General features: G+C 47.5%; 26 protein-coding genes and 1 tRNA gene. 10 read left to right on the top strand and 17 right to left on the bottom strand.

From position 1 onward, the window contains the following. Window positions 1–31 precede the first annotated feature (31 nt). The 5 genes from phnE to J07HQW2_RS07485 all read right to left on the bottom strand — a co-directional run bounded on the left by phnE (window position 32) and on the right by J07HQW2_RS07485 (window position 3,357). Complete coding sequence (gene phnE, locus J07HQW2_RS07465; protein WP_021054825.1) at window positions 32–931, bottom strand: phosphonate ABC transporter, permease protein PhnE; 900 nt, start codon at window positions 929–931, stop codon at window positions 32–34. Continuing rightward, complete coding sequence (locus tag J07HQW2_RS07470; protein ID WP_021054826.1) at window positions 924–1,628, bottom strand: phosphonate ABC transporter ATP-binding protein; 705 nt, start codon at window positions 1,626–1,628, stop codon at window positions 924–926. The genes phnE and J07HQW2_RS07470 overlap by 8 nt, the downstream gene beginning before the upstream one ends. Window positions 1,629–1,750: 122 nt before the next feature. Continuing rightward, on the bottom strand, window positions 1,751–2,677 hold the full coding sequence (gene phnD, locus J07HQW2_RS07475; protein ID WP_021054827.1) for a phosphate/phosphite/phosphonate ABC transporter substrate-binding protein: 927 nt from the start codon (window positions 2,675–2,677) through the stop codon (window positions 1,751–1,753). Window positions 2,678–2,880: 203 nt separating this feature from the next. Next, window positions 2,881–2,955, bottom strand: a tRNA-Val gene (locus tag J07HQW2_RS07480). Between the two features lie 156 nt (window positions 2,956–3,111). Next, window positions 3,112–3,357, bottom strand: a complete 246-nt coding sequence (locus J07HQW2_RS07485) for a glutaredoxin family protein (RefSeq protein WP_021054828.1) — start codon at window positions 3,355–3,357, stop codon at window positions 3,112–3,114. Window positions 3,358–3,518: 161 nt separating this feature from the next. Here J07HQW2_RS07485 and J07HQW2_RS07490 point away from each other — a divergent pair, with 161 nt between their 5' ends. Beyond that, window positions 3,519–3,728 (top strand): hypothetical protein, encoded by a 210-nt coding sequence (locus tag J07HQW2_RS07490; RefSeq protein ID WP_021054829.1) that lies wholly within the window; start codon window positions 3,519–3,521, stop codon window positions 3,726–3,728. 158 nt (window positions 3,729–3,886) lie between these two features. On the opposite strand, the gene pyrF is transcribed toward J07HQW2_RS07490, so the two are convergent. The 5 genes from pyrF to J07HQW2_RS18120 form a co-directional block, all read right to left on the bottom strand. Beyond that, the gene (gene pyrF, locus J07HQW2_RS07495; protein ID WP_021054830.1) at window positions 3,887–4,714 is read right to left on the bottom strand and encodes an orotidine-5'-phosphate decarboxylase; all 828 of its coding nucleotides are present in this window, start codon (window positions 4,712–4,714) and stop codon (window positions 3,887–3,889) included. 159 nt (window positions 4,715–4,873) lie between these two features. Continuing rightward, on the bottom strand, window positions 4,874–5,689 hold the full coding sequence (nadC, locus tag J07HQW2_RS07500; RefSeq protein WP_048075546.1) for a carboxylating nicotinate-nucleotide diphosphorylase: 816 nt from the start codon (window positions 5,687–5,689) through the stop codon (window positions 4,874–4,876). Continuing rightward, complete coding sequence (locus J07HQW2_RS07505; RefSeq protein ID WP_021054832.1) at window positions 5,676–7,217, bottom strand: L-aspartate oxidase; 1,542 nt, start codon at window positions 7,215–7,217, stop codon at window positions 5,676–5,678. The genes nadC and J07HQW2_RS07505 overlap by 14 nt, the downstream gene beginning before the upstream one ends. 13 nt (window positions 7,218–7,230) lie before the next feature. Further along, window positions 7,231–8,382: a quinolinate synthase NadA gene (gene nadA, locus J07HQW2_RS07510; protein WP_021054833.1), complete on the bottom strand. Its 1,152-nt coding sequence runs from the start codon at window positions 8,380–8,382 to the stop codon at window positions 7,231–7,233. Window positions 8,383–8,962: 580 nt separating this feature from the next. Beyond that, complete coding sequence (locus J07HQW2_RS18120; protein WP_303704023.1) at window positions 8,963–9,088, bottom strand: hypothetical protein; 126 nt, start codon at window positions 9,086–9,088, stop codon at window positions 8,963–8,965. Between the two features lie 696 nt (window positions 9,089–9,784). Between J07HQW2_RS18120 and hmgA the strand changes: the two genes are divergently transcribed. Then, window positions 9,785–11,002 carry a hydroxymethylglutaryl-CoA reductase (NADPH) gene (gene hmgA, locus J07HQW2_RS07515; RefSeq protein WP_021054835.1) on the top strand — a complete coding sequence of 406 codons (1,218 nt, stop codon included), beginning with the start codon at window positions 9,785–9,787 and terminating at the stop codon, window positions 11,000–11,002. Window positions 11,003–11,045: 43 nt separating this feature from the next. Here the strand turns inward: hmgA and J07HQW2_RS07520 are convergent, their stop codons facing one another. Together J07HQW2_RS07520 and icd are read right to left on the bottom strand one after the other, a co-directional pair. Beyond that, a complete protein-coding gene (locus J07HQW2_RS07520; RefSeq protein ID WP_021054836.1) occupies window positions 11,046–11,573 on the bottom strand; it encodes a DUF5817 domain-containing protein in 528 nt (175 codons plus the stop codon). A gap of 167 nt (window positions 11,574–11,740) precedes the next feature. Continuing rightward, window positions 11,741–13,003, bottom strand: coding sequence for an isocitrate dehydrogenase (NADP(+)) (icd, locus tag J07HQW2_RS07525; RefSeq protein WP_021054837.1), 1,263 nt, complete (start codon window positions 13,001–13,003; stop codon window positions 11,741–11,743). 167 nt (window positions 13,004–13,170) lie between these two features. Between icd and J07HQW2_RS07530 the strand changes: the two genes are divergently transcribed. Further along, the gene (locus J07HQW2_RS07530) at window positions 13,171–13,809 is read left to right on the top strand and encodes a DsbA family oxidoreductase (RefSeq protein WP_021054838.1); all 639 of its coding nucleotides are present in this window, start codon (window positions 13,171–13,173) and stop codon (window positions 13,807–13,809) included. 262 nt (window positions 13,810–14,071) lie between these two features. Here J07HQW2_RS07530 and J07HQW2_RS07535 read toward each other — a convergent pair whose 3' ends face one another. Together J07HQW2_RS07535 and J07HQW2_RS07540 are read right to left on the bottom strand one after the other, a co-directional pair. After that, window positions 14,072–14,404, bottom strand: a complete 333-nt coding sequence (locus tag J07HQW2_RS07535; protein WP_303704024.1) for a hypothetical protein — start codon at window positions 14,402–14,404, stop codon at window positions 14,072–14,074. A 199-nt stretch (window positions 14,405–14,603) separates the two neighbouring features. Beyond that, window positions 14,604–15,299: a metallophosphoesterase family protein gene (locus tag J07HQW2_RS07540; protein ID WP_021054840.1), complete on the bottom strand. Its 696-nt coding sequence runs from the start codon at window positions 15,297–15,299 to the stop codon at window positions 14,604–14,606. Between the two features lie 124 nt (window positions 15,300–15,423). On the opposite strand from J07HQW2_RS07540, the gene map reads away from it, so the two are divergent. The 3 genes from map (at window position 15,424) to J07HQW2_RS07555 (ending at window position 18,116) form a co-directional block, all read left to right on the top strand. Beyond that, complete coding sequence (gene map / locus J07HQW2_RS07545; protein WP_021054841.1) at window positions 15,424–16,314, top strand: type II methionyl aminopeptidase; 891 nt, start codon at window positions 15,424–15,426, stop codon at window positions 16,312–16,314. A gap of 3 nt (window positions 16,315–16,317) precedes the next feature. Then, window positions 16,318–16,965, top strand: coding sequence for an HIT family protein (locus tag J07HQW2_RS07550; protein WP_021054842.1), 648 nt, complete (start codon window positions 16,318–16,320; stop codon window positions 16,963–16,965). Window positions 16,966–17,174: 209 nt separating this feature from the next. Beyond that, window positions 17,175–18,116 carry a cation diffusion facilitator family transporter gene (locus tag J07HQW2_RS07555; protein ID WP_021054843.1) on the top strand — a complete coding sequence of 314 codons (942 nt, stop codon included), beginning with the start codon at window positions 17,175–17,177 and terminating at the stop codon, window positions 18,114–18,116. Between the two features lie 236 nt (window positions 18,117–18,352). Here the strand turns inward: J07HQW2_RS07555 and deoC are convergent, their stop codons facing one another. Further along, on the bottom strand, window positions 18,353–19,003 hold the full coding sequence (gene deoC / locus J07HQW2_RS07560) for a deoxyribose-phosphate aldolase (protein WP_021054844.1): 651 nt from the start codon (window positions 19,001–19,003) through the stop codon (window positions 18,353–18,355). 674 nt (window positions 19,004–19,677) lie between these two features. Between deoC and J07HQW2_RS07565 the strand changes: the two genes are divergently transcribed. Then, the gene (locus tag J07HQW2_RS07565; RefSeq protein WP_021054845.1) at window positions 19,678–20,487 is read left to right on the top strand and encodes a DUF63 family protein; all 810 of its coding nucleotides are present in this window, start codon (window positions 19,678–19,680) and stop codon (window positions 20,485–20,487) included. Window positions 20,488–20,492: 5 nt separating this feature from the next. On the opposite strand, the gene J07HQW2_RS07570 is transcribed toward J07HQW2_RS07565, so the two are convergent. Together J07HQW2_RS07570 and J07HQW2_RS07575 are read right to left on the bottom strand one after the other, a co-directional pair. Next, a complete protein-coding gene (locus J07HQW2_RS07570; RefSeq protein WP_021054846.1) occupies window positions 20,493–21,869 on the bottom strand; it encodes a sulfatase-like hydrolase/transferase in 1,377 nt (458 codons plus the stop codon). Between the two features lie 120 nt (window positions 21,870–21,989). Then, window positions 21,990–23,180 (bottom strand): Gfo/Idh/MocA family protein, encoded by a 1,191-nt coding sequence (locus J07HQW2_RS07575; RefSeq protein ID WP_021054847.1) that lies wholly within the window; start codon window positions 23,178–23,180, stop codon window positions 21,990–21,992. Window positions 23,181–23,355: 175 nt separating this feature from the next. Between J07HQW2_RS07575 and J07HQW2_RS07580 the strand changes: the two genes are divergently transcribed. The 3 genes from J07HQW2_RS07580 to J07HQW2_RS07590 all read left to right on the top strand — a co-directional run bounded on the left by J07HQW2_RS07580 (window position 23,356) and on the right by J07HQW2_RS07590 (window position 26,366). Continuing rightward, window positions 23,356–24,105: a nucleoside phosphorylase gene (locus J07HQW2_RS07580; protein ID WP_021054848.1), complete on the top strand. Its 750-nt coding sequence runs from the start codon at window positions 23,356–23,358 to the stop codon at window positions 24,103–24,105. 45 nt (window positions 24,106–24,150) lie between these two features. Then, entirely contained in the window at window positions 24,151–25,794 is a 1,644-nt protein-coding gene (locus tag J07HQW2_RS07585) for an HPP family protein (protein WP_021054849.1), read from the top strand. A 227-nt stretch (window positions 25,795–26,021) separates the two neighbouring features. Further along, window positions 26,022–26,366 (top strand): ubiquitin-like small modifier protein 1, encoded by a 345-nt coding sequence (locus J07HQW2_RS07590; protein WP_021054850.1) that lies wholly within the window; start codon window positions 26,022–26,024, stop codon window positions 26,364–26,366. Window positions 26,367–26,424: the final 58 nt, after the last annotated feature.

A 26,424-nucleotide genomic window follows, 5' to 3' on the forward strand; every position in this document is an offset into this window, starting at 1 on the left:
TATGATGTTTTCTATGATGCACTGAACATTGCTACTGGTCAGCACGCCGATTAGATCTAAACCGCTCACGCAGTCGGTTAGCTGTAGTTTCGACAGTTATAATCAATATAAGGATTGCAAGGATGACCGCCATCACACGAGTATAATTACGTGCCCGAAACGCCATGATCAGTGGGAAACCGAGGCCGCCAGCGCCGACGATCCCGAGCACCGAGCTTTTGCGGGCATTGATTTCCAAATAAAATAGCGTCCATGCGATGTATGCAGTCTTCACTTGTGGCAATCGAGCAGCGGCTGTTACCGATACCGCGCTTGCACCGCTTGACTGGACAGCCTCAATTGGCTGCTCATTAATTTCTTCCATTTCATCGGCGAATAGTCGTCCCAGATCACCAATACTTCCAACGGCGATTGCCAATGCGCCGGCGACTGGACCAAGCCCAGCGAGGATAACGAACAGCAGGGCGTAAACCATACTTGGGACAGCACGGACTCCACCAAGCAGCAACCGAACAGGCATGTGAACCCAGCGCGGCGTTACAGTATTAGCTGCGATGGTTCCGAGACAGAGTGCGATCGGGAGACCAAGTGCGGTGCCGACAGCAGCGATTGCGAGCGTTTCAGCGGCTGCTGGCACTAGCATGCCCGCGTCGCCTTGTAGTTGCGTCAGTAACGCTTCCGGCGCGAGCATCTCCTCAGCCAGTACTGACCACAGGTTCCCTCGGTGTGCATAGAGGTAACCGATATCGAAGCCAAGCCACCGAGCAACAGCAATGACCAAGATTACGAGGCTGACAACAATGACGACTCGACCGACAAACTGACGCCGCCACTGTTGCTGGTGTTGTCGGAATTCGGTGTCGACACTGGTGGATTCGTTGATATCACCTGTATTTCCACCCGCATCACCTCTCGTAGCTCGTTCAGACATTAGTGTATACCCGATTGATGTCGTTCCTATCGACTTGAGCAGCGGGTTGATCAAGCACCAGCCGACCATCGGTCATTCCAAGATAATGGTCAGCAACTGCTGTTGCCAATTCTGGCTGGTGGAGACTTACTAACCCGATTAGATTATGATTGTGTACGGCCTCAGCTAACACCGACAGCACTGACTGCCCGGTTTCGGGATCAAGTGATGCGACCGGTTCGTCAGCCAATACTACATCAGGCTGCTGTTGGAGCGCACGAGCGATGCCGACTCGTTGCTGCTGACCACCAGAGAGGTCTTCAACTGGTCGGTCGGCATAGCCAGCTAGCCCAACGTCGTGAAGACGCGTAATAGCAGTTCGTTTCTCAGTCTTTGAGTGCCAACCGATTAATTCACGCCACACCGATTCGCGACAAAGCGCGCCGTCAAGGACGTTTTCAAGGGCAGACTTGCCCTCAACAAGTGCACCGGACTGAAATACGAGGGCTGTGTCAGTTATCGTAAGTGGCGAGTCGTCGATAATGATTGTCCCCTCAGTAGGCTGCTCTAGCCTGTCAAGACACCGGAGCAGTGTAGTTTTGCCTGCACCGGAGCGACCAATAAGCACAGTAAGTTCGCCGCGAACTAATCGTGTTGAGAATCCATCAACCGCTGTTTCACTCCCATAGCGCCGAGTGAGGTTCTCTATATCGAGCATTGTGTGTTGACTGATACGCAATCGTCCGTCAGCGTTTATATACTACTCCTGTTAGTAGGCGGTTTGTTCATTATCGAGTGGTTGGCTGTCGGTATATTGATTATCCTAATTTCAGTCATTGATTATTCGGTTTCGGGTTCGGGTTCTGACTCAGGATCAAGTGTTTCAATGTCGACACCCATCTCCACGGCAACGCTGCGAACGGGATCATAGGTGCCTTCTGATATTTCGCCGAAACGATCGATTCGATGCTCTTCAAGAACTGATTCTGGAGTATTAAGTAGTCGATTGAGCAAGGCTTGCTGGATCGAATCTGGAGTATCAGGTTTGGCGACGATTGGATCGAATGGGATTGGGTCACTTTCAGTGAGCTTAATGATATTATCATCGTCTGCAGGATGCTGAAAGTCACCGTAAGCTGCCGCATCAACATGACCGTTCTGGAGTGCCGCTAGTGAGGCATCATGACCACCAGCCCACTGAATGTCGAAGTCTGACGGTTGAGTGGTCATATCGCCAGCATTGAGTCCAGCCTGCGACAGCATGTATCGAGGGAAAAGCCCACCACTGGTCGATAATGGATCAACCATCGCAATTGTTGACCCAGCGATGTCCCCAACTGTATCAATGTCTGAACTAACGCGGGTTGCGATATAAGAGTAGTAAGCTTCTGCACCGTGTGACCAGTTGATTGCAAGAGGGTTGACGCCATCCTCACGAGCCAACGCCGAAATAATTGGCGAAAGGTTCGCCATCTCAGTGTGACCATTGACGACGCTCTCGACGGTGGCACTATAACTTGTCGTTTGAACACCCTCAACGGCGTCAACACCGTCAAAACCACCAGCGAGCCAATCGAAAACAGGCTTATATTGTGATTTGAGCTGTTCAGCATCCTCGAATGGCGGTAGACCAAATTCGATTGTACCGTCTTCGACCCACTCACCGACTGTTTCTGGGGTGCTGCCGCTCTCGGTACTTCCGGTGCAACCCGCAACTGCAACCGCACCTATACCTCCGACCGCTTGCAAAAGTCTCCGTCTGTTCATGAACTGGATTGCTATTACTCAGTCATAACACCCACGAAACCGTGCTGAGTCCGGGTCGTGGACCACGATGAACAGTCATTGTCAGTATGTTTCAAAATGCGGGCAGTCAACCCTCGGAGTCGACTCTAAGAGTTATTACCCTATGGTAGGGGGCTTTGAAAAATTGGAGAATTCGAGCTATCATACTCCGTCCGAAATTAGTATGGGTTGGGGCGGATTCGAACCGCCGACCTGCTCCGTGTGAAGGAGCCGTCATAACCGTGCTAGACCACCAACCCTGTGAATTAAGTACTTAATCTTGAGACTTAAGCGTTCGTTTTGACTGATGTGTGTTCAGTGAAGCTCTGTCGTATCGGTGGCTCAACAGAGACTGATGAGCACCAGACGATATTATCAATCATAATAATCATCGGTGACCGGAAATAGAGGAGATGTCACTCGCTAGCGAGGGTTTGTTGAATATATGTTTCGATATTTGTGCTCTCACACATTATTATGCCTCGCGTTTCATCGACTAATACAGGAACACCGCGTTGTCCGCTAACGCGACGAACCCCATCTCGCTTGGAGTGAAGTGCATCAACCCAAATAGTGTCGTACTCCACACCTGCGTCTGTGAGTGCCTCATGTACAGTTTCACAGTATGGACACCCATCAAGTGCATAGATTTTAATACCCATACTTTAGCTTGAGATTGTGTATTAAAGAAGATTGATATTAATCTGAGGACATCGTAAGCTGTATGATGTTACTCGTAGAACCCTACTGCGTTTGCGTCGACAATGCTTAGTTGTAGAAAGGCGTCCCAGGGAATAAAATACTCTCATACATACATTCAATCATGAGCATCTCAGGGCTGTGCAAGGTCGGAGAAAAGAGAGAAGCAACATGCGTATGTCAGCGTTGTGGTGGTGCTGTATGCGATAATCATTATGTTGAGGAGGTTGGAGTTTGTGTCAAGTGCGCGGACCAGCATGGGCAGGGAGATATCGGTGGGGGTGAGCCAGGCGACACCGACAAAGATCGGGATGACGTTCCACGATTTCGATAGGTCATTTTCGTCAGCTTAACTAGTATCTCAATATACGTATCTCTGATATTTTCATGTTGAATCCTGTATTTGAGTATGTGTTACTGCTATATTTTAACAGAGATGGTAGGCGATGCATCAGGTGATTCAAAATGTATATTTGATCCTATGAGTATCTATTACGAAATGTCACGGAACTGATTTAGTTGTTTTTTTAGCCGTTTGGCAGCAACCCCAGCGGCTTCCGCAAACATTTGTCCATTGTCTTCTCCAGCGAATATAATCCCACGTGAAGAGTTTATAAGTCCAACATCATCAATGAGCCCGTGTGTTACGGCTACCTTTGGGTCTCCATCTTGGGCACCAATCCCAGGCACGAGGAACGGAAGCTCTGGAACATATTCACGAATTGATTCAAGTTCTTCAGGGGCAGTCGCTCCGACGACAAGTCCAACGTTTTCATGGGTATTCCACAGTTCTGCGAGTGCAGCAATTCGCTCATACACGGTCTCACCGGTGGCAAGTTCAAGATCCTGAATATCCGCACCACCTGGATTTGAGGTTCGGCAGAGTATGAAGACCCCTTTATTCTCGCGATCAAGAAATGGCTGAACCGAATCTCGACCCATATACGGATTTACTGTAATCGCATCGGCCTTGTCAAGTAGTTCTGCGTACTGACGCGTCGTATTCCCAATATCGGCTCGTTTCGCATCAAGTAGCACAGGCACATCCTTCCCATGTGCATATGCAATTGTCTCTTGAAGCGCACGCCATCCTGCAGGGTCTTCATAAAAGGCAACATTGGGTTTGTAACAAGCAGTATATTCGTGTGTAGTATCGATAATGCGGCGATTGAACGCCCATCGGGGGAGATCAGCTGTTTGAAGATGCGTGGGAATCCGATCAGGATTTGAGTCAAGCCCAACTGAAACAACGCTATCAATACGACTGATTCGTGTTGCCAGGCGCTCAAAAAATGGTTGCTGAGCGTTGGTTGATGTCATATATGCTCATGAGTCTCTTAATTGAATAGAAGGTTGTCATCGGCTGACACTCAGATGATGTATACATACAGATCCGAGTTGAACTTTGGATCAATTTCTTACCAATGCAATAGTTTCTGAGATCCTCCACAACGACATATCAGTATAATGGAGTCTTTCTTACTCGTCTGTTCGAAATGAGAGATCAAGACTTGATGCGCTATGTGTAAGCGACCCCATCGAAATAATATCAACGCCAGTCTCAGCATACGCATCGACCATTTCAACCGTTATTCCCCCGCTCGCCTCAGTTAGTATATCATCTGGGACACGCATCACGCCCTGTCGGACGGTTTCGGGATGGAGATTATCAAACAATACAATATCAGCACCAGCCTCAGCCGCTTGAACTGCCATCTCTGGGCTTTCGACCTCAACTTCCAGTTTTGTTGCAAATGATTTACGCTCACGAAACCGGTTAATTGCCTTAGTAAGCCCTAATTCGGCAATATGATTATCTTTAATCATCACTAATCCAGAGAGCGTAAGTCGGTGAGTATCACCGCCACCAGCGACAACTGCACGTTTTTCTATCCCACGAAGTCCTGGTGTCGTCTTTCGGGTGCCAGCAATATGAGTTTCTCCGGTCGTATTTGCTGTCTTAGTCATTTCAACTGCTTGACGTGTCTGTGTTGCAACGCCTGATGCGTGACCGACAAGATTGACCACAAGACGCTCACCTCGAAGGACAGCCTGTGCGTCCCCAGATGCCTTGAGTACGGTCGTTCCGGGATCAACACGATCTCCGGCACTGACAGTTGGCGTCACAGCAACATCGAGATATTCAAACACAGCACTGGCAGCATCAATCCCGGCAATGACGCCAGGCTCAGTCGAAACAAGCTGACCTGTTGTCTCACCGGGAACATCGTTTGTCACATCACGGTGACCAATGTCTTCACGTAGCCACCGTTCGATTGCGTCAGTCGTCAGCAATGGTCTCACCTACTGTTGACTCTGTAGTCTCCGTATCGACGATCTGATGGCATCCGGCAGAGGGAGCGTCATTTGCAGCCCGTGTGATCAATAGTCCACAAATGGTCGCATTACGGAGTTCATATAGTGGCTGTGAGACGCGTGTTCGTGTATATGCATCAACCTCACCTTTCAGTCGTCGAAGTGTTGATCGAGCTTCCGATAAACCTGTGTTTGTTCGCTCAATACCTACAGCTGTTTCCATTGTGTTTCGAAGTCGGCGATATTTATCATCGACAAACGAGGCTGGCAATGCCGGGTCACGATCAAGTGGTGATGTAGTTTCAATTGATGTGATATCATCTATACCGACTTGTGATGCTTTTCGACCCGCAGCACGTCCCCACACGAGTCCCTCAAGAAGACTTGTTGAAGCGAGACGATTCGCACCATGGACGCCTGTCCGTGCACATTCACCGGCAGCATACAGTCTATCAAGCGTTGTTTTTCCATCAGTATTGACAGCAATACCACCACAAAGGTAATGCTCAGCAGGAGCAACTGGAATGCCCGCATCAAGATCAATATCGCGGTCGTTACATCGATCCGTGAGCCCAGGAAAAGCCCGATCGAAATTCGGGTCAACAGGTGCAACATCAAGTCGAACTTCACCCGTACGATTGCGCTCAGCAGCAACGCTCCGGGCGACAATATCTCGCGGGGCAAGTTCAGCATCTGGGTGAATATCCGGCATGAATCGATCACCGGTGGCGTTTCGAAGCACAGCTCCCTCACCACGAACAGCTTCACTGACAAGAAATGGCTCGTCACCAGGATATGCAGTCGGGTGGAATTGAACATACTGCATATCAGCAATCCGCGCGCCGGCGAGTGCAGCCATCGCAATTCCATCACCAGTCGCACCTTCAGGATTCGTGCTTGTTTCATAACAAGCACCAACCCCGCCCGTTGCAAGGATAGTTGCACCCGCAAAGATGGATGTAACAGAATCATCGCGTAGAACTGACGTCCCATGCACACGCCCTTCATGCGTCAGGAGTTCAAGCGCCATTGCATTATCAACGAATTCGACATCGTCATGCGATTGAAGATGAGCAAGGAATGGACGAAGAATATGCTCACCGGTGGTCGTATTGACATGAAGAATTCGTCGTTCTGAGTGTGCAGCTTCGCGACCACGGTCGTATGCATCGAGTGACGCTTTTGGCGCAGCACCATCAAACGGTATCTCAAGTGTCTCGATGAGCATATCATCAACGACACCGCGTGCGTTATCGACGAGAGCGTCAACAGCTTCTGGATGAGCTTCACCATCACTCGCCTCGATAATGTCTTCACGGAATGATTCCGGATTATTTCCGGTAACAGCAATCCCCCCTTGTGCCCAATCAGTTGAGGCATCACTTGGCTCGGTTGCTTTTGTGACAATCATGACTGATGCATCATTTCGAGCGGCTGCGAGTGCTGCCGCACACCCCGCAATACCGGAACCAATTACCAGGATATCTGTTTGTTTTGAAAAACTCATTTCTCAAAATATATTATAATTCAAGCATTCGATCGAGTGCTGTTGCTGCTCGATCTCGTTCTTGTGGTGCTACTTCAACGGCATTGTGAACCTCACCATCCGCGAGCGACTCAAGTAACCATGTCAGATAGTTCGGGTCGATTTGCCGCATTGCATTGCAGTCCATGCATGCGTCTCCACAGAGTGGAAGCACTTCGACATCAGGATGCCATCGCTGGAGATGGTTTGCAAGATGAACCTCCGTACCGATTGCCCATGTTTCCCCAGGATCGGCGTTCGTAATCGTATCACATATTTGACTTGTTGAACCAACTACATCAGCAGCACGGACAACGTCACGGCGACATTCAGGATGAACAACAACGTTCGCGTCATGACTCTCCCGAATTGAGTTGATGTGCTCAACACGGAAGCGCTCATGAACCTGACAATAGCCATCCCAAAGAATAATTTCAGCATCAGCAACATCACTCGCATCCGGACCTGCAGGATCCCACGGATCCCACTCAGCAACAGCATCAGTCCCAGATGGTGAATCAACATCATATCCTAATTCTGCGGCTGTATTCCGTCCAAGGAATTTGTCTGGAAGGAATAACACAGCATCCCCACGTTCAAACGCCCAATTAAACGCATCACTTGCGTTTGAAGAGGTGCAGACAAGTCCACCCTGTTCGGCACAAAATGCCTTTAGATCAGCATATGAGTTCATATAGGTTACTGGGATGATGCTGCGATCATCAGTCGCGCCCTGGATTTGTTCCCATGCAGCATCAACCTGTAGTGCCTCAGCCATCCCCGCCATCGGACAGGAAGCTTCCATTGACGGAAGCAGCACTGTCTGATCAGGGTCTGTAATGATATCAGCACTTTCAGCCATAAACGTGACACCCGCAAAAACGACATATGAAGCATCAGATTCGGCTGCTCGTTTTGATAGTTCATATGAGTCCCCGATAAAGTCCGCATGCTCAACAATTTCCCGGCGTTGATAGTTGTGTCCAAGAATGATCACATCATCTCCGAGGTGTGAGAGCGCTGTTGTGATCCGGTCAGTGCGTTCTGACTCTGTGAGGCTACGATACGACTCTGGCAGCTGTTCAAGATTATCATATTTGAACAAGCTGAGGTCTGATTCGAATCCTGCGGTTTCTAATTCTGCCATCGTATTATATTTTGAGACGTACTTGTGATTCACTGTGCCATAGTGAAAAAGATTTTTCTTCAAAATCGGTCTGTTAGATTTTGCTTCTATTTACACTCGTCATTCGAGAGAGTATATGTGTATATCCGTATTGGAAGTTACAATTAGGTTATTCGGAGTAGTAAGAATTCAGTATACAGTATACAGTATCATAATGAGTATTATAATTCGAGAATGAGGGCTACTAATCTGCATACATATGATGAGAAGAACTACGATTGATACACTTCAGTGCCGTTGAAGTGGTTTCAATAGGAGTATTTTCTAATCGTGTATTTTGTATTTATTGAAGAAAATTTGTCTAGCAACAACAGGTAATGTGATCTTAATTTCATCGATGCTATCATTCGCCTATGGTGATGTTTCCAATTGCAACAAGATCTACGTGGGCACCTTGTCTAATCACTCTACGAACATCATCATCAAAGCCTCCATATGCCGCCACATTTGTGTATGCTCGCAATCCCGTAGTAACATCAACTTGCTGTGACCCAAATCTGTAAGTTGATAAATAGCTGTTTCGGATGCATGTTCAGCATGCTTAATCTGGTAGCACACCCGTGTGTTTGTTAGCCTCCGCTTGTGCTGCTTTTAGGAGCGCGTGGATATCATGCTGATCTGGCGCAACGGCATCAGGCACTACAGTAAGAGCATTTCCGACAATCACGCCTGTTGATGCTCCGTGCGAATCTGTGCGAACATCGCTGCAATGGAGTCCGCCATTAATTCGATACCACTGTTTATTCCAGTAACGTGTAATTTCTCACGAACTGCAACAACAGATTGTGTTTTTGAAACGTATCAACTGCTGTTTGTGTGGGATATGCATTAATTGAATTCTCATTCCACTCACTCTCATTATATTCAAACCCAAGCACCTATTCATCAAATGTAACTTCTGCTGTACGGTCCCGAGAATATTGAAGACACCCATCGGCACTCTGAGCGTTTGCGAGATCGGTGTGAGCAAGACAACGGACGACAATCTCAAGATGAGTATGTCTATCGATGAGCCCTGGTAAGAGTACTTGCCTATCAAGATGGATGATCGTTGTATCAGTCCCAATAAGAAATACAATATCATGTATTGAACTACATCAAACAATCTGCCTTTCTCAGATGGCGGTTGCCTCATAGCGCTCATCTGGTCGTCCGAGCGTGTGTGCGTCACCGTCGAGAAATACAGTATCTGCAGTACAATTATGCAACGATTGGCGGTATCCACATACATAGTCGTTATTCATGCAACGCTGTGAGAGCTAAGAAGACGGAAAGAACTGTATCATGGCTCTCGAAGTTGGTAGTATGTTCATGATTGGATATGCTTGCAAACGTTAATTTAAACAGGTGCAGAAAGTCGAGTATGTCAGACCCAAGAACACTCGCCAACGCGGTTCAAGCGGGCGAACAGCGATTACATGAACTAACAGATGCAGACGATGTCGATGCAGATACCGCAGCTGCTGCACGGCGTCTCGTCGTTGAAGAGCATGCAGATATAACTCTTGATGCAGTGTCTGAGTATGGATTCCCCGCTGCAGAAGCAACATCGAATATCGAGAATATGATCGGGACGATTGACATCCCTGTTGGTGTTGTCGGACCTGTCGTCATAAATGGTGGAGCGTTCAGCGGTAAGCAATATTTACCGCTTGCAACGACGGAAGGGGCACTCCTCGCGAGTGTGAATCGTGGGTGTGCTGTCCTCTCGGCTGCCGGTGGGGCAGTTGTCCGCGTAATGAAATCTGGAATGTCTCGGGCTCCAGTTTTTAGAGTCGATAATGTCGTGACTGCAAAGGCACTGGTTGAATGGGTTCGCGATAACGTTGATACACTTCGAGATGCAGCGGAGGGAACGACGAGTCACGGTGAGCTTGAGTCCGTCACACCATATGCTGTTGGGCGGTCAGTGTATCTTCGATTCCGATATGATACGAAGGACGCTATGGGTATGAATATGGCAACTATCGCCACTGAGGCAGCCTGTGAGGTTGTTGAGAGTGAGACCGACGCTGAACTTATTGCCCTCTCAGGGAATCTTTGCACTGATAAAAAACCCGCTGCAATCAATGCTGTTGAAGGACGAGGGAGAACAGTGACGGCTGATGTGACAATTCCGCGGGAAACGGTCATCAACCGGTTACATACAACCCCAAGTGCAGTTGCTGAATTGAATACTCGAAAGAATCTAATTGGGTCTGCAAAAGCAGGGAGTCTCGGGTTTAATGCACATGTCGCGAATGTCGTTGCTGCAATGTTTCTTGCGACTGGACAAGATGAAGCACAAGTTGTCGAAGGGGCGAATGCGATCACGACCGCGGAGCTTAGAGATGATGATCTGTATGTCTCGGTTTCAATTGCTTCACTCGAGGTAGGAACAGTCGGCGGCGGAACTACCCTTCCAGCGCAAGCAGAGGCACTCGATATGCTTGGAATCCGAGGCGGGGGGACACCACCAGGATCAAACGCCGATGGTCTTGCTGAGTGTATCGCTGCAGGGGCACTCGCGGGTGAACTCTCATTATTATCAGCACTTGCATCACGAAATCTCTCGACTGCACATGCAGACCTAGGTCGATAGTGATTACCGCGGTAATTGTCGGGAGCTATCTATATTAAATGAATTATAATAAACGATAGACGCCATTAGATTTTGTCAGTTCGCCTTTCTGGGTCAACTTTTCAAGAAGTGCGTGAGTTGCGTCGGCTGGGACACCACGGTTCGTCGCATATGAAATAATAGTTTCATCGGTGGGAGTATCCTGTGAGGAAATTGCAGAACGGACGATTTCAGGACGACTTTGTTGGGTCGTATCATCTGATTGAGCTGCACTCTCAACTGTATCTGGGTCGATACCGACGCCAGAAAGATACTCATCATCAGTTACCTGCTGGCTGTCATCAGCCAGTGTCTGCTCCATCTCTGCGACGTGTGCCGTATCTGCAAATGCTGCACTGTTGCCATCACGTTTGGCGAGTAATGCTGATCGCGCCTGTCGAGCAGCCTCCCGGTCAGACTCCTCAACAAAGTGACGAAGTTTCTTTGTCTGGTGAGTGCGTCTGCATCGTGGACAGGTTGCTGATTCTGCTGTGTGTGCATCTTCTAATAACCACATCGCACTGCAATCAGTACAACCAACGACGGCATACATAGATTATATTTCTCTATATGATAATTGAATTTTCCGCTATATACGATATGGCATTTGCATAGCTGAATATTAATAAACTATAAGTAATCTATGAATCTACACTCTGCGATGTGCTCATGTCGATGCAATTACCTAGCAATTGGACTTGATTATATGCTACGGAATATTTAAGCCAGATTCTCGATCTTCTTCACAACCGCATCAGCAAACTCAGAGGTCGCAAGCTTCGTGCCATCCTCGATCTGGCGATGGAGGTCATATGTAACATCACCATCGACAATCGTTTTTTCAACAGCATCACGGATGAGTTCGCCAGCATCTTTCCATCCCATATACTCAAACATGATACGTCCGGAGAGAATGATAGCGGTCGGGTTGACCTTATCTTGACCTGCGTATTTTGGTGCCGAGCCGTGTACTGGTTCGGCAAGACAAAGCCCATCACCAAAGTTTCCGCCAGGGGCAATCCCGAGTCCACCGATTTGTGCGCCAGCAGCATCAGACATATAATCGCCATTGAGATTCATCGTTGCAATGACATCGTACTGATCGGTCCGAGTAAGTAACTGCTGAAGCATATTATCCGCAATCCGGTCTTTAACGAGAAGCATATCAGCGGGCTGCTCACCATCATATTCGTCCCATAGTTCATCTTCAGTGATAGTTACATCGTCATATTCGTTTTCAGCAACCTCATATCCCCAGTCACGGAATGCACCCTCTGTAAACTTCATAATATTACCTTTATGTACAAGGGTGACAGAATCACGGTCATTTTCAAGCGCGTAATCGATTGCCTGACGAACCAGTCGTTTCGTCCCAAATTCGGTAATAGGCTTAATGCCAATTCCGATTGGACCATCATGCATCACTTCATCATAGTCCATTTGATTTTCAAGGAAATCTCGTACCTCATCTGCGCCTGCAGTCTCAGCTTCCCATTCGATGCCGGCATACACATCCTCAGTATTTTCTCGGAATGTCACCATATCCATCGCGTCCGGATTCTTTACCGGTGACGGGACCCCATCGAGATGGTATGTTGGGCGTACATTCGCATACAAATCAAGTTCCTGTCGAAGTGCGACGTTCAGTGAGCGAAATCCCGCTCCGACGGGGGTCGTGAGCGGTCCCTTGATTGCAATTCGGTGATTGCGGATCGCTGAGACAGTGTCCTCCGGGAGATTCTCACCGTATCGCTCGCGAGCGGACTCACCAGCGTATACTCGAAGCCACTCGATTGAGCGACCAGTTGCTTCTGCAGCGGCTTCAAGTACTTGCTGCGCTGCAGGTCCGACGTCTGTTCCGATTCCATCACCATGGATAATTGGGATGATTGGATTATCCGGAATGTCCAATTTACCAGTTTCTGCATCACTAATAGTTATTCTCTCGCCCGCCTCAGGGGCTGTAATCTGCTCGTAGCTCATAGAACGTGCATCTTTTTTTCAAACCGAGCGTAAATCATTGCCGTTTCGTATCTCTGGTATATCCTAATTATCTGTATATTGAGCGCATGAATGTGTTTACTCTTCTCTGAGTCCGATGCAAGTTATGTCAAAAAAGATTTCATGCAACAGTCAATTATTATTTATATATGTCTGAGTCGATCATCGTATATTCCGATTATGTATGTCCGTTCTGTTACTTGGGTCGGCGCGCACTGAAATTATATCAAGCTGAGCGTGATGATCCGCTTCAAATTGAATGGCATCCGTTCGATCTTCGGGCACAACAGCGACGTGCGGATGGATCAATCGATAATGATGTTACAGACGGGAAAGGTGAGGAGTATTATGAACAGGCAAGACGGAACGTGAGACAACTTCAGGATCGATATGACGCCACCGAAATGTGTCAAGAATTAGCAACAGACGTCGACTCAATGCCTGCACAGCTTGTTTCTGCAAGCATTCAGGACACGGATGCATATGACTATGAGTCATGGCTTGCCTTCGATACGGCAGTATTCACTGCATTGTGGGAAGATAGCCGTGATATTGAGTCTACAGCCGTACTCACTGACATCGCCTCAGAGATAGATACTGAAATGGATACTGACTGGATCGAGACAGTGCTTGCTGATGAAGAGCGATATGATGCTCTCGAGGAACGGTTTCGTGCGGCACAGAAAGCAGGGATCACCGGCGTGCCCACATTTGTAGATGAAACCGAGGGCAACGCTGCACGAGGGGCTGTTCCCCCGGCACAACTGCGTCGTCTTATGAACGGCTGAGTCAGCGAATCATGTACTGAGATGATTGAGTCGATTCTTCATGGCTGAGGACAGTGGGTCCTCATACGATAGAACATGAGGATTTGATTAAGTGCATGATATCTCAGCGTCGACCGAGGGTTATGCTGGTTAAGTTCTGAGCAGGTCGGGAGTTAATCATTGAGTAAGCGTAGACCGTCGGGCAAATTTAGACTGGATGACTGTGGATACATGTATGATTGTTGTGACTTTGGTGATACAATCTAACCGATTGTAGTTTTGATCATGAGCTGCGAGATTGTGATTGAGTATTGCTCGCTGCTCGAGCCCCTCTTGAGACGGAATCAACAATGAGTTTGTATACGAGGGCAATCAGACCCGAAACAAGAGAGATAATTCCTGTAATAGTTAGGATGGCACCGAGCACAGAGAGTAACGTAGTGTTTATTCCCCTAAGTGATAGACCGAGGTTGATACCGACAGAGTAACCAAGCGTACTCATAAGAACTCCAATTCCAGACGCAGCAGATATGCCGCTAATCGTTATGATGACAATTCCAAAAATCGTCATTCGAACGCCATAATTTAGCCCCTCGGTCAAATCAATCCCCTGCATACTGATAGATACGGCTACCATATGTTAAATACGCGTCAGACATATCATATGTATCATCTATTCACCATTGGGGGCAACTCACCATGTGCTGTATGACTAGTTCTAACCGTAGAGACTTGATCACCCAGCTATACAGAGTAATTACTCTTTGTCAGATCAGACAAATATGAGAATTAACACTGGTATCTTCAATTATGTATTAGTCTGCAGCAGGAGGTGATCGGTCAGGGTGGACCCATTTGGATTCTTTTCGATGCTGTACTGTTCTCTCTGGTGTCACAGTATGGAAACGATCACGTCGCCAATCGTATGCAGTAAGTTGATTTCCATATACGCATCCGGTGTCGAGTCCAATTGCGCATTCACGGTAAACAGGTTCTGCGAGTGGTGTATGACCGAAAAAGACGCGATTTGATCCAGTGTATTCTTCCCACCAGAATGGGCGTTCGTATCCGGACGAGAGCGATCGAAAAGTCTGTAATTCGTATGTGGTGTGTTCAGAAAGTGGCTTTCGCGGGTCAACGCCACCATGGATAATAAGCGTGTCCTGCCATGAAATCACGGTTGGGCGTGACTCAATCCATGAGAGGTCGTCTGATGATAATGCTGGAAGCGATTTTTCACCACGAAGGAGTTTTTCCTCGTTATTACCACGAATGGTAAACATATTTTCTGCATGTCGAACATGTTCAAGCACCCCCTTGTTATCTGGACCCTTTCGAACAAGATCACCGACGAAAGCAACAAGATCGTTATTAGTTATATCAAGCGTTGAGAGAAGTTGATTGAGTTCATCATGACAGCCATGAACATCACCAATAACGTACACATCATCCCATGCGGTCACATCAAGTCGTTTGTGTTCGACAGTGTCTGCAAACTGTGGCACTGTCATCTTAATTGATACCTATTGATGCAGCAAGTAAATGATTACTAAGATACATACTGTGTGATATATAGACATGGATTTGGGGCAGTCTGTCCGGAACCCCTTTGAAACACTCACTCGATGATACAGTATGGATAGTGCCTTGCTCGCAGAGGAGACACTCTCGAAATATCGGAAGGCTGGACGGGTACTGAACCAGGTACTCGATGAAGCTGCGACAAAGGTTGAACCAGGTACCAAACATCTTGAAGTCGCTGAATTTGCCGAATCACGGATCAGAGAACTTGCAGACGGATGTGCATTCCCGGCAAACATTAGCGTCGATGAGGAGGCATCGCATGCAACCCCGGGTGCTGATGATGAGGCTGTATTCGATGATGAGCTTGTGTGTCTCGACTGTGGCGTTCACGTTGATGGATATATTGCTGATGCTGCGGTGACAGTTGATCTTTCTGGGACACCAGCGCTTGTTGAGGCTGCTGAGGAGGCACTCGATGCTGCACTTGAAATAATTGGACCAGGTGTTGAAACAAGTACTGTTGGCACAGAAATTGAAGATGTTATTCGCGGGTATGGCTATACCCCCGTGTTGAATCTCTCAGGTCATGGAGTTGCACAGTGGGATGCACACACTGGACCAAATGTTCCAAACCGCGGCACTAAACGCGGAATTGAGTTCGAAGTTGGTGATGTTGTGGCGATTGAGCCATTTGCAACAACTGGTCGAGGAAAAGTCTCAGAAGGAACCAATGCAGAGATCTACAGTCTTGAACATGATCGATCAGTCCGTAACCGAGCAGCAAGACAAGTTCTCCAGCAGGTGACAGACGAATACAAAACATTGCCGTTCGCCACACGATGGCTTGAATCTACCCGTGCAGAAATGGCTGTACAACGATTGGAGCAGCGTGGCGTGCTCCATGGATATCCAGTGCTAAAAGAAGATGATGGAGAACTCGTCAGTCAGGCAGAACATACCATCATTATTACCGAGGACGGGTGCGAGGTTATAACAGCATAATCAATGGAGCAAGTGTTCGCGCCTTGGCGTATTGAATGGGTTGAGCGTGATGAAACCGAATCAATTGATGGATGCCCATTCTGCGTCCTTCCAGCTCGTGACCCAACGCGTGATCGTGAGAGCCGGATTGTTGCCCGAAGCCGACACACGTTTGTGTTATTAAACAACTATCCATACAATCCAGGTCATGTGATGGTGATTCCAAATCAGCATACCGGATCGTGGGATGGATTAACCGATACCGAATTATTGGATCACGCACGCACAAAGACGACAACCATCAACGCGATTCAGACTGCATTTGACCCGGATGGTATCAATACTGGAGAAAATATTGGTGGTGATGCTGCAGGTGGTTCAATTGATGATCATCTACACACACATCTTGTACCACGCTGGCGCGGCGATACAAATATGATGCCTGTCATTAATGATACAAAAGTGATTGTTGAAGCGCTAGATGATACGTATGATCGGCTTCATGATGCATTCAATTCACTGCAGTCATCTGCTGATGAATCTCAACGAATGACAGATAACATAGATAGATCAGCAGACGGTAGCATATCAGCACCCGATGAAGATGCTGATGCAAATAGATCAAACCACGCAGTCACACTCCAGTTTGACTCACCTGAGGTATCCTCATGATTATTTATAACTTTGCTGTCTTCTGACTGCTAACTGCTCTTAGTCAAGTCGCTTCATGATCATGTCATGATAAACCAGTGATGTACATACGATTTCTATTACCCTAGCATTCATGATTTGTCCGTATTCAACGGGTGAGAACATCAAGGGAGGCGGTTCTACTTTCTTCGACCGAAGCATCTTAACACATCGCTGTAGTATTTATTTTAATGAGCGACGACCGCCAGACCGTCGTTCGACGGATCGGAGCAGTCATTCTCATTGCGAATCTAATCTTGATGGCTGCAAAAAGTGGAGTATGGCTAGTCTCTGGTAGTCTGGCAGTCGGCTCAGAGGCAGTTAATAGTCTCACCGACAGCGCATATAGTCTTGTTATTCTTACAGGATTGTATCTAACAACACAGCCACCCGATTTTAAACATCCACATGGGCATGAGCGAATCGAGCCGTTCGTCTCGCTGGTTGTCGCTGCTGGTATTTTTACTGCCGGTGGAGCTGTATTATGGAATGCTGCTGAAACTATCCAAGCAGGGGCATATGATGCTGAGGCGAATATTATCGCTGTTGTAGTGCTTATTGGAACCGCTGGAGTGAAATATGTGCTTTATCGATATTGTCGTCACGTTGGGGATGAACAACACTCGCCTGCGGTCACTGCTGTTGCCCTTGACAATCGAAATGATATTCTCACTGCCGGGGCAGCCCTCATCGGTGTACTTGGATCATCAATCGGGATTCCCGTTCTTGACCCGATTGCTGCTGTTGTTGTCTCAGTTGGAATTTTTTATACCGGGTATGAGATTGTTCGCGATAATATCAGCTATCTTGTCGGAGCCGCTCCTCCGGAGGCACTCAGACGTGAGATTCTTGAAGAGGCACTAAGACATCCGGACGTTCGTGGCGCACACGATGTTATTGCTCACTATGTCGGTCCTGAAGTAGATGTAAGTCTTCATATCGAAGTTGAGGGAAATCTAACGCTTACAGAGGCACATAATATTGAATCTGCGGTGGTTGAGTCCGTCGAAGATCTGCGATCAGTCGATGATGCATTCGTTCATGTTGACCCTCGTGAGCTTAATGAATGGAAAGATGACCCCGACGCCGACCGTTTGGTCAAAGAACGACATGTCAGTGATGATAGCGGGTGAAGTACTCAGACGACCTGAGGTTGTGGAATATTTCATCTAGACTCCTGTGGTACGTGGGTTAGTAATCGCCGAGTGCGTGCTATTGGTGACTATTTGCTCTACGTTTACCGAGGAAGGTCATTGATGACAGTTTCTGCAGACCGAATCGAGTTCGTCTCGCTCCAGTAAGTGTGGAACTGACATGATGGAGACCTGCTCAGTAAAATGGACCAATATCAACATAAAATTAATGTAGTTTAATTCTCAGGTGCCTCATCAAGAATTTTCACACCTGCTGAGGCACCGATTCGCTCAGCACCGGCATCAAGCATCGATCTTGCTGTTTCATATGAACCAATTCCTCCGCTTGCCTTTACTGGAAGATAATCTGAAAGCAGTCCGACGTCCGTAGTTGTCGCACCACCATCAGTAAATCCAGTCGATGTTTTCAGAAAATCAGCATCGGCATCGACAGCGATCTGGCAGGCACGATGTTTCTCATCGGTGCTAAGAAGCGTTGTCTCGATGATTACTTTGACAGGAATCGGAACCGCCGCAACGACCTCCGCAATATCATGGGTTGAAGATTCGATTGCACCAGATTTTATCCGACCAATATTAAGAACAATATCAACTTCATCAGCACCAGCCTGCCATGCAGCCACAGCCTCCTGTCGTTTCGCAATTGACGCGTGTTGCCCATGTGGAAATCCAATAACAGTCACCAGTGTCACATCAGAATCTCTAAGCAGATCATTGTCACTTGCAGCATCAACATAACATGGCGGAATGCAGGCGTTCATTCCATGCGTGGCTGCCTCTTCAAGTATATCAACAACGTCACTCATCGTGGTTGTTGGTCCGAGAATAGTGTGGTCAATCCGCGGCGCCAAGTCTGTAGCATTCATAACAATAACCTACACCCCAACAATCAAAAACCGCCCGGGAATCCATGTCAGGGTATATACTGAACTGAAGTGAGTCGTGAACGCGCACTAAACATCCCGCCAATAGCCAGGAATTCCGTGTCTCCCGCTGTGAAGCGCCGCGATATATCCGACTGAGGGCAGCCTTGACCCGATACACGCATTTAATTTGATATAGACGCTGAGCCCCTACACCCTCAACGAGTACCACAGGTCGCGCCAGCGGACAAGAACACAACGCAATAGAGTAGGGATACAGCGCCGTCACGTCTATCTTGGACCCTCTGTCGTCAATTTTATATCTCACGCAAACACTTACATCGTCGGGCGCCGGACGAGCGGCTAAGATGGGCGTTCCAATCTGTCAACTTCGACTCGCTCGTCGCCCCGGATGTAGTGGCTCACTCCATGCGAAGTTGATGGACACCGACAGGATTTAACCGCGACACAGAGCGTGCGCTGTCCTACGGAACTTCCCCGTCGACCAACGAGACTAGGAGTGGGACACTCCGAATCAACGCCTGTGGAGACACCTGTCTCTGCAAAGCGCGTCGTCAAAGCAGGAAGCCCAGCCCCACCCCCAGCGAGCAGAGTGGGATAGTTCACAATACGAGGCTTCGATACCGTTTTGTCGTCGGATAGCCCAGTGCGATGATATGGTCATTTTTCCTGACGGGTTCGCATTGCCAGCGGTCCAATATATATTAATGATTATTTTCGCTGGCGGTGTTGTCATGTATGCTGCCATTCGTCAGCAGCCAGCCATCACATCATCCCGAGTATTAGCGTTAGCCCCATGGATGGTGTTTGGTGCAGCACTACATGTTCAATACGTCCTTGAAGCACTCCCGGCTGCGATACGACCACTTGCTGGAACACCAGCTGTATACGTCATCGTTGCCATCGCCGCTATCGGGACATTAGTTACTCTTGATATGTTACTTGCGTCCACGTACGTCGCTCAGGCTTTGAGTGTCGTGGGTGTCGTTGCAGCAATTATTGCAGTCATGGGTGTCGTGTTTATTGAACCAGCGTCATTACGCGTGAGCGTATCATTCATTGGGATTGGTGCATCGGTCATTCTTGCTAGTGGTGTCTGGGTTGGGCTCACACGAATCGTTCCAGAGACACAATTGACAGCACCAATGGGAGCATTTGCCGTGTTCGGACACACGCTTGATGGCGTTTCAACAGCTATCGGTGTTGATCTCCTTGGGTTTGGAGAGCGAACACCACTGTCAGCACTTATTATCGAGTTTGCTTCTGGGCTTCCGACCGAAGCAGCGATTGGATCTGGGTGGTTATTTATTCTGGTTAAATTGTTGATTGTGAGTTTTGCTGTGTGGATATTCACAGATATTGCCGACACCGCTCCAGCGCAGTCGAATATACTTTTGACGATTATCTCAGCTGTTGGATTTGGTCCAGGAGTGCACAATCTATTATTATTCTCTGTGGCTGGCTAGCGATACTATCGATATCCAAGAGCCTCAAGTTGGTCTTCAAGATCTTCAGCAAACTCATTTGAGTACTGTTCGGCAAACTCATCATACTCATCGACTGGACTGATCAAAATCTCAGTAGGTGCATCACCAGTCGGTGCAGCATCAGTAACACTCGAAATCTCAATGTGCCCTCTATCTTCTTGCTCGAAATGTCCTGTTATCAAGCTCTCATACGCATCTTCTCCCCATCGCGCTCGTTTCAAGATTGTTCCGTCGTCACGCTGGGAGTAAATAATGTCTGCACGTTTTGTGTACGGAGTCGCTGTGTCACAGATTCGATTTGCCTCGCGTTTCATACCATCAGGAATTGGCAGTTGAGTCGCCGTTGTTGTCCCATTTTCGGCACATACGGCATGTCGTGGATTCGTATCACCTGCGACAGTCGATCGGATCAGTCGCGGGATCCCAGCCAACTCGGCAAGGTCTGAAATCACAGTCTTACCGTTTGATTCGGTAGTTGTCGCCGTGCTGGTGGTTGTTCTTGGCATTCGGACAAATAACGGAACATGATACAGCAACTCGTGTGTTCCAATTCGATGACTAACAGCGGGCGGCTCGTTTGAGAGTGCTGTTTCTGCACCGAATGCCTCTCCGTGATCGCTTGTGATGATAACGAGTGTGTTATCGAGTGTTCCGCGCTCACGGAGCGTTTCAACGAGTTGTTTGAAAATTGCATCTACCTGTCGGATTGCGCCACAATAGATTGTCTCGAGAAGTTTAGCAAATCCTAATGAAACATTTCCACTGAGAAACTCCCAGTGCCATTTGAATCCCATTTTCGCTTGGATTTGGCGAATGCGCTCATCACTCCATACATCATATGCCGGCTGAGGTTCATATGGACGGTGTGTATCCATCAAATTGAGACATGCAGCCCATGGAGTTGTTTGATCAGCACTCCAGGACAGTAATTGATCGGCATACCAGAAACCATTAGGCCAGTCGCCAAGAGAGCCGTTTGTCTCATAGCTCATATCGAACGTGTCTGGGGAGCCAACAGCCGCTTGAAAGCAGTTATCAAGTCCAGTTTGATGATCAATCAGAAATGGATTATCGGTGAAAAGTGAGGTCTGGTACCCATCAGCGGCGAGTTCTTCAAAGATTGTCTGATGCGGTTCAAGTTGTGTATCGATATCGAATTGTGCAGCCACAGCAGGCGACCCAGTGAACAGACTTGCATGACTTGGTAGTGTCCAATTGCTATGACTTCGTGCTTGTGTATATGTCGTCACTTCAGCGGTAAAGTCTGAAAGAAACGGTGTTGTCTCACGCCGTGTCCCAAATGCTGAGACACTCTCCGCACGAAGACTATCAGCAATGACAACAAGCACGTTTGGCTTCATTGATATATGTTTGATACTACTGCCCGATATTTATTTGCCAGTAATACCGAACGGTGGAGTTAATATATGATTTGTGTTATATTTGCTCTACTTTATTTTACTCTAGTCATTGTCACAGCGTTACACAAATTCAGGGTATGATACCATGCGGTTGGTCGATTCATCACCATCAGCATACATCGCACGCATCACAGAGAGATCAACAATCCCTTCAGCACCGTTTGGACTAACCGGGGTGTCTGTGAGTAGACAATCAGCAAAGTACTCAAATACCGCTGTAACTTCATCGTGCAGCGTGAACTGTGTATGCTCGAACGTTCCTTCAATATCACCCGCAGCAACGGTAAGCGAACATTGACCACGGAATACGCCACGTAATTCAATACTCCCCTGAGTGCCGATGATTTTTATTCCACTTCCATGTTGACCGCGCTGTGTCGTATTTGCAATCAACTGCACGCCGTCTGGAAAGCTGAGAATAGCAGAAGCCCGATCATCAGGGACAGCCTCAAACCCTGGAGTATCTGCGATTGTGACAGCACTCACAGTGATTGGATTTGCATTGAGAAGAAATCGAGCTGTATTGACTGTGTATACGCCAAGATCCATGATTGAGGTCCCATATCCTGTCTGTGCGGGATCTAATCGCCATTGATTGGTATCAGGAGACATCTCAAGTAGTGGTTGGGTATGGTGTGATTGTACGAGTGTGACATCGCCAATGTCACCTTGATCGATCAGCTTCCGAGCATATCTGACAAGCGGATGCATCTGTACGCGATAGGCAGTCATCAACGGAACATTCGCTCGTTGACAGCATGTTCGTAGTTGATTTCCGCGCTCAACACTTGCCTCAATTGGTTTTTCGCATAATACTGCTTTCTCTTGAGCGGCTGCAATCTTAGCGTATGGTAAATGTGCAGCGTTCGGTGTGGCAATATACACAGCATCATATGCACTAGTATCAATTGTATTGTCATTGGCTTCACTATCCGAGTTAGTCTCTGGCGATGGCGGTGATGATGAGTTCTCAAGAGTGTATTGTCCGCTTACATTAGTCTCGACAGCACGAAATCGCTCGCTTGTAGTAAGAATATCAACATCATACTGACGGGCTAACTTCTGAGTATCAGGATTAATACCATCCTCAGCAACAAGTGTCGTCACCGTTGCATTACTTGCTGCAGCGAGCGCTGGTAACGCCATCTCCGTTGCCCACCAACCAAGTCCGACAACTGCATATCGGATTGTCCCTGTAGCCTCACTCTGGTATGTGTGCGTCTCAATCGCTGACAACGTTTCACGGACCATTCTTCAAGTATTAATACAGCGAAATTATATAATCACTGGTAGATGAGTGCGGTTACACGCGCTGAGATGATGGCATGAGTTGAGTCAATTCATACAATAGTGTATCTGACAGAAACAGCGGGAAACAATCGCTGTGACCGCGTAGTTTTTCACCACAACACGAGAGTCAGTGTGTATGCCGAAACAACCACATCTTTTGATTGAATCTGGTGATGTTCATAAGATTGCACTTATTCCTGGAGATCCCGGTCGGGTCAATCGGATTGCCAGACACTGCGAAAATGTCGAATCAGTCACTGATAATCGTGAATATACGATTGTCAATGCAACATACGATGGTGTCGCATTAACAATCTGCTCAACAGGAATTGGTGGACCATCAGCTGCAATTGCTGTCGAGGAGCTCGCTCGCGTTGGTGTTGAGACGGTCATCCGTGTTGGAACAATCGGAGCGCTACAGTCAGATATCGAAATTGGAGATATGATTGTCGCAACTGCTGCCGCCAAAGAGGAGGGAACCTCAAAAAGATATGAAGATCCGGTCCTTCCAGCAGTCCCTGACTTTGATACTGTGCGTGCGCTCACCGGTGCTGCAAACGATTATGATGATGCTATTCCTGTTCATATTGGACCAATTGTCACTGATGATGCATTCTACAATGAGACGGATGAATATGTTTCGGCTTGGCAAGAAGCGAACCTTCTTGCCGTTGAAATGGAAGCGGCAACGGTCTTTACAGTAGCACGTCGACAGGGACTTTCAGCAGGAGCAATTTGTACTGTCGATGGGAACCTTGTTACTGGGACACAGAAAGGTGCTGATTCTGAGACAGAGCTTCCGATGAAGGCTCAGAATAACGTTGAGCGAGCGATTGAGATCACACTTGAAGCTGTTGTCAATATTGACAAGAGCTATCAGAAATAAGCGCAGAAATAACATAAGCGTGAATCCCCGCTCAACTATCTCGCTATGACCTCAATTGTTTACCTCGTTAAGAGTGCACGTAAGCAGCTGATAACAGTGTATACTCGCACTCAACGGTTTTGGCACCACGAGGTGAGCGCTCTTCGTCGATGGCTTCAGTATACTGATAATCTGTTACACATATCGATCGTCCTGTTAATTCCAGTGCTTATTGGGTTTGTAACATATCTTTCGAATCAATTACCAATACTCTCGTTTCTGTTATTTCCACCACTCGCTGCAGGGACGTATACACTATTTTCAGACCCAGAAGGTCGGTATGCAAGTCCCATACGGTTTATCAGCAGCCTCAGTGTAGGTGCGCTTTGTGGACTGATTGCAACGGTTATTACCCAAGTGTCCTATATCGGTGGTGATGGGGCAATCGTACAGCCAGGAAGTGCTGCACTGGCTATTTTCCTAACTGGCGTGGTTACATGGTTTGCACGGATTGAAGCACCCTCAGCGTTTTCAACAGCATTGTTGACACTCATTACAGGTGACGTCGAACCAGTCACGTATGTACTGAGTATCATGCTTGCATCGGTAGTTATTGCAGTAGTCTTCGTGATTTGGCGGGATGAATTCTATGAACAACGTGCGCAGTATCTGTATGAAACTGTCCAAGCCGATGATCATGTACTCATTCCGATGCGGGGAGATCATAATGACCAGACTGCACTCTTTGGGGCACAAATTGCCGCTGCACATGAGACTGGGAAAGTAGTCCTCCTAGACACTGTCTCAGGAGAGGATCCAGATTCCGAACAAAAAGGGCTTGATAACGCTGAAATACAACATCAAAGCCGACAGCAGAATAATCATCAACGAGGTCAAACGCCTGATGAGGACATCGAATCATCATCCAACACTGTTCAATCAAACACAGCAGGTGAAGATGGTGTCAAATCGGGTATCATGGCTAAACGAAATCCTCAAGCATCTATTGGGAAGAATATCAACGCTAATGAAAATAATACGGATACCAATACCCAAGCCGAACAGAAAGAGACAATAAATACAGTCGAAGCGGTTGATCGTCTGGAGCAATATGTGACGACAATTGAAACACAAGTCGGTATTCCCTGTGATACAGTCGTTGCAACTGGTGACCCAGTATCAGCAACATCACAGACCGCTGAAACTGCTAACTGTGACCTCGTTGTAATGCCATATGAGGAGGAAAATGGCAATTTGTCGCCATATGTCCAGGGTGTATTTAAACGACCAATCGATGCGATAGCGTTCCGATCAGAGACTACAGTGAACAGTTGGCAACGGATACTGGTGTTTGTTGTTCGGGACGGCGATACCGCACATGGAATGATTGACTTTGCAACACGACTTGCTGGTCGTGAGGGAATGGTATCGGTGACAACATGTATTTCGCGTGAATCTGAGCGCCGCGATGCTGAGACACGACTTGATCAGTTGGTCGAGACTGTGGACGTTGATGTGGATATTGAGACACGCGTTGCACGATCCTCAATAGAGCAGTTTATGTCTGCAAATGCTGATAGCTATAATCTCGTTATGCTTGGATCAAGTGGCGACCGCTCAGTCGCATCCCGATTTATTTCGCCACCAACGTTTGAGCAGATTCATACGATTGACATTGATGTCGCGGTGTTTGACCCCGGTCGGGAATGAATGCACCCACTGTGGTATAGTGTCATTCCAATCTCAATGCATCCACCCGTTTTAGTCATTAAAATATCGTAGATTTTGATCTAATCAGGATTAGTAGGAGATACAGAAATACAACAATCCTTGATGAGTCAATTTGTACTGTTGATTGTATCCTGAAAAAAAGTGCTAACATAGCGTGAAATGACCAATAAGTCGTAAACACTTCGGAAATAAAATTATGATATCACATGCCTACAGCAGAATCGAACAAAGAGTCGGACGAGTCCAGCACCACCCAAGATGATACCAATATGAGCACCATTTCAATCACGTGGCGGTTATTTGCTGACCTCGCCGAGATTGCGGGCACACGTGAGGCGTCTATTGAGATAGCTGCAAGTGCTACAGTTGGGGACGCACTTGATAGACTGCTTGAAAATAAACCTACACTAGCTGATCGCGTTCTTGCTGATACAGAGACTGGACTTGCAACCGAAATAAATCTGTTTCAGAACGGATCTGATGCGAAACGTGATAATCAGCTGATAGATGGTGATGAGCTTGCATTATTCCCGCCGGTGACCGGTGGCTAAGGGCGAAAATATACTATATATCGGAGCGATTGGCTTTAGAAATCAGAATATCAAAACG

The sequence above is a fragment of the Haloquadratum walsbyi J07HQW2 genome, from assembly GCF_000415985.1.
GTDB classification, from domain to species: Archaea; Halobacteriota; Halobacteria; order Halobacteriales; family Haloferacaceae; genus Haloquadratum; species Haloquadratum walsbyi_B.

Bases quoted from the DNA above. Each gene is read 5' to 3' on its own strand.
- phnD (WP_021054827.1), bottom strand. From the start codon at position 2,677: ATGAACAGACGGAGACTTTTGCAAGCGGTCGGAGGTATAGGTGCGGTT.
- J07HQW2_RS07575 (WP_021054847.1), bottom strand. From the start codon at position 23,180: ATGGTCCGTGAAACGTTGTCAGCGATTGAGACGCACACATACCAGAGT.
- J07HQW2_RS07580 (WP_021054848.1), top strand. From the start codon at position 23,356: ATGCCGAAACAACCACATCTTTTGATTGAATCTGGTGATGTTCATAAG.
- J07HQW2_RS07505 (WP_021054832.1), bottom strand. From the start codon at position 7,217: ATGAGTTTTTCAAAACAAACAGATATCCTGGTAATTGGTTCCGGTATT.
- J07HQW2_RS07470 (WP_021054826.1), bottom strand. From the start codon at position 1,628: ATGCTCGATATAGAGAACCTCACTCGGCGCTATGGGAGTGAAACAGCG.
- deoC (WP_021054844.1), bottom strand. From the start codon at position 19,003: ATGAATGCTACAGACTTGGCGCCGCGGATTGACCACACTATTCTCGGA.
- J07HQW2_RS07565 (WP_021054845.1), top strand. From the start codon at position 19,678: ATGGTCATTTTTCCTGACGGGTTCGCATTGCCAGCGGTCCAATATATA.
- J07HQW2_RS07535 (WP_303704024.1), bottom strand. From the start codon at position 14,404: ATGCAGGGGATTGATTTGACCGAGGGGCTAAATTATGGCGTTCGAATG.
- J07HQW2_RS07520 (WP_021054836.1), bottom strand. From the start codon at position 11,573: ATGTATGCCGTCGTTGGTTGTACTGATTGCAGTGCGATGTGGTTATTA.
- pyrF (WP_021054830.1), bottom strand. From the start codon at position 4,714: ATGACATCAACCAACGCTCAGCAACCATTTTTTGAGCGCCTGGCAACA.
- icd (WP_021054837.1), bottom strand. From the start codon at position 13,003: ATGAGCTACGAGCAGATTACAGCCCCTGAGGCGGGCGAGAGAATAACT.
- J07HQW2_RS07485 (WP_021054828.1), bottom strand. From the start codon at position 3,357: ATGGGTATTAAAATCTATGCACTTGATGGGTGTCCATACTGTGAAACT.
- J07HQW2_RS07570 (WP_021054846.1), bottom strand. From the start codon at position 21,869: ATGAAGCCAAACGTGCTTGTTGTCATTGCTGATAGTCTTCGTGCGGAG.
- J07HQW2_RS07590 (WP_021054850.1), top strand. From the start codon at position 26,022: ATGCCTACAGCAGAATCGAACAAAGAGTCGGACGAGTCCAGCACCACC.
- map (WP_021054841.1), top strand. From the start codon at position 15,424: ATGGATAGTGCCTTGCTCGCAGAGGAGACACTCTCGAAATATCGGAAG.
- J07HQW2_RS07550 (WP_021054842.1), top strand. From the start codon at position 16,318: ATGGAGCAAGTGTTCGCGCCTTGGCGTATTGAATGGGTTGAGCGTGAT.
- J07HQW2_RS07490 (WP_021054829.1), top strand. From the start codon at position 3,519: ATGAGCATCTCAGGGCTGTGCAAGGTCGGAGAAAAGAGAGAAGCAACA.
- J07HQW2_RS07555 (WP_021054843.1), top strand. From the start codon at position 17,175: ATGAGCGACGACCGCCAGACCGTCGTTCGACGGATCGGAGCAGTCATT.
- J07HQW2_RS07585 (WP_021054849.1), top strand. From the start codon at position 24,151: ATGACCTCAATTGTTTACCTCGTTAAGAGTGCACGTAAGCAGCTGATA.
- J07HQW2_RS07540 (WP_021054840.1), bottom strand. From the start codon at position 15,299: ATGACAGTGCCACAGTTTGCAGACACTGTCGAACACAAACGACTTGAT.
- phnE (WP_021054825.1), bottom strand. From the start codon at position 931: ATGTCTGAACGAGCTACGAGAGGTGATGCGGGTGGAAATACAGGTGAT.
- nadA (WP_021054833.1), bottom strand. From the start codon at position 8,382: ATGGCAGAATTAGAAACCGCAGGATTCGAATCAGACCTCAGCTTGTTC.
- J07HQW2_RS07530 (WP_021054838.1), top strand. From the start codon at position 13,171: ATGTCTGAGTCGATCATCGTATATTCCGATTATGTATGTCCGTTCTGT.
- hmgA (WP_021054835.1), top strand. From the start codon at position 9,785: ATGTCAGACCCAAGAACACTCGCCAACGCGGTTCAAGCGGGCGAACAG.